Source organism: Chlorobium sp. KB01 (genome assembly GCF_001975465.1).
In the GTDB taxonomy this organism is placed as follows: Bacteria; Bacteroidota; Chlorobiia; order Chlorobiales; family Chlorobiaceae; genus Chlorobium.
Genome location: NZ_MPJE01000034.1, coordinates 1 through 2561, shown reverse-complemented (window position 1 = coordinate 2561; position 2561 = coordinate 1). Strand labels below are relative to the sequence as shown.

Here is a 2561-nt window from a genome sequence, read left to right as displayed (position 1 = left end):
TTGAATATTCCATAATTCGCCTCCTTGTTGGACGCGACATCTATATTAACACATAGGGGAATGTGCTCTTCAGCCGTGTGCTCCAGCATGAGGGGGAATTAACCAAAAAAGGTGTCACCGTCGGCACAAACGGCGGGACCCAGATCGTTGATTTGACGGTAAAACGCCTTGAGACTCCCGAATCAATCAGAGGACTGGTGATGATTGTGTTTGCCGATGTCAAAAAGTACTCTACCGGTATCCTCTCTTCCGAACTCCCCCCTGAATTCAACGGCAACAGCCTGATTGTGCAGCTTGAAAATGAGCTCAAAGAGGCAAAGGATGAGATCCTCGGCATTCGTGAAGAGATGCAGACCTCCCAGGAAGAGCTGAAATCAACCAATGAGGAGATGCAATCCGCCAATGAGGAGATGCAGAGCACCAACGAGGAGCTCAACACCTCCAAGGAGGAGATGCAGTCGCTGAATGAGGAGCTGCAGACCGTCAATCATGAACTCCAGTCGAAGGTGAATGACCTGTCACAGGCAAACAATGACATGAAAAACCTCCTCAACAGTACCGATATTGCAACCCTCTTCCTTGATGATGATCTCAATATTCGCCGCTTCACCAACCGTACCTCTACGATAATCAAACTGATTCCTGGCGATATTGGGCGCCCGGTAACCGATATTGCTACCGATCTGCACTACCCTGATCTTGAGAGCGACGCCCGTGAGGTGCTTCACTCGCTTGTGCTGAGTGAAAAGAGTGTTCCTGCAAGCAATAACCGGTGGTTTACGGTAAAAATCATGCCCTACCGTACCCTTGACAATCGCATTGACGGGCTGGTCATTACCTTCAATGATATCAGCACTGCCATCAAACTGGAGCATAGCCTGCGTGAGACTGAGGAGAGTTGCAGGTTTTTGATTGATACCATGCAGGTTGGTGCCATGATTCAGGATAAATCAGGCGCGCTCCTGCTTTCAAACCGGGAGGCCCAGCGTATTCTTGGATTCTCGGGTGAAGCGCTTCAGGGCAAAACCCTTGATCAGCTCCTGTTGAAATTTGTCCGGGAGGACGGGTCGGATTTCCCTGAACATGAACGTCCGGAATTGATGGCACTGCAGACGGGTAAACCGGTCAAAGGGGTTATTTTTGGTATAGTGGGACATTCAGACAAGGTACTCCGCTGGATCAGGATGAGCTCATTTCCCCGCATTCGAAAAGGAGGTGAGAAGCCCGATCAGCTCTACTCTTCATTTTTTGAAATCAACGATCCGGGCTCAATGGTAAACTGAACATTATCCGGTAAAACCTGAAGGTTTATGAATCCATACCCCTCCGATTCTGATGAGCGTTCAGAATTAAGCTCCAGAGCAGAAAAGCGCCTGCGGGAACGCCTTCTAAGTACTTCCGATATCCCCTCCTCCCGGGAAGAGATGATCCGGATGATTCATCAACTGTCGGTTCATCAGCTTGAGCTCGAAATGCAGCAGAAAGAGCTGATTGAGTCAAGGGCGCAACTCGAAGAGAGCCTCAATCGCTTCACAGAACTCTACGACTTCTCTCCTGTCGGTTACCTGACGATTACCCGCGACAGCAAAATTGTTGAAGGAAATCTGACCGCAGCGAAAATGCTCTGTGAGAACAGGTCCTGGCTGCTCGACAAATATTTCATAAACTTCATCACCTTCAATGACCGTGCTCTCTTTACAGCCCTGATGGAAAAGGTTTTCGCGATGAGTGACGATCTCCTCTTCTGTGAAATCGAGCTGAATAAAGAGCATCCCCACACTGAAAGCACCAGCACCGACCCGCATAATCCGGAGAGCTTTCTGGTGCGCATTGACGCCACCCTTGACAGTAACAGAGAGAGTTGCCGGATTGCAATCACCGACATCTCAAGGCAAAAAAAAGCCGAGCACGAGATCATCGATGCTCATGAACACCTGCGGATCATTCTGGAAGAGACACATGCCGGAAGCTGGGAGTGGGACACCATAACCAACGAAAACGTCTGGTCAGAGGGGCTATGGCAACTTTACGGCCTGGAACCCTGGTGCCGTGAGCCCTCCTATGAACTCTGGAAAGAGTCCATTGTGCCGGAGGAGCGCCTGGCCAAAGAGATGGTTGTTCAGTATGCGGTAGCTCAGGGTACTCCCTTCAGCCTTGAGTGGCGTGTCCATAACCTCTCAGGTGAAGAGCGCTGGCTGATGTCCAAGGGAATCCCCTTTAAGGACCAGGATGGCCAGGTAATCCGGTATGCCGGAATTGTTGTTGACATTACCGAACTGAAGCGTGCCGAAGCGATCGGAAAGAGTGAACAGCTTTTGCGCAAGAGTGTTATCGACAGCATTCCCGGTGTTTTTTATGTGATTGATGCCAGCGGAAACTTTAAATCATGGAATGCAACCCTGCGCGATGAGATTGTCGGTAAAACAGATCGAGAGATGATCAGGACGCCCTTAAACTCAGCCATTCATCCCCTTGACAGATCCCTTGTTGAAGAGAAATTTATGGCTCTTCGCTGTGTGAAGTGGGTAGTAATATAAAAAGCGTATATTACTACAGCACTG

General features: G+C 49.6%; 2 protein-coding genes. Both read left to right on the top strand.

Going from position 1 to position 2561, the window contains the following annotated elements; translation table 11 throughout:
* The first annotated feature begins 62 nt into the window (after positions 1–62).
* The gene (locus BOO20_RS03705; RefSeq protein ID WP_233120867.1) at positions 63–1283 is read left to right on the top strand and encodes a PAS domain-containing protein; all 1221 of its coding nucleotides are present in this window, start codon (positions 63–65) and stop codon (positions 1281–1283) included.
* Between the two features lie 27 nt (positions 1284–1310).
* Entirely contained in the window at positions 1311–2537 is a 1227-nt protein-coding gene (locus BOO20_RS03700) for a PAS domain S-box protein (RefSeq protein WP_076790687.1), read from the top strand.
* Positions 2538–2561 lie beyond the last annotated feature (24 nt).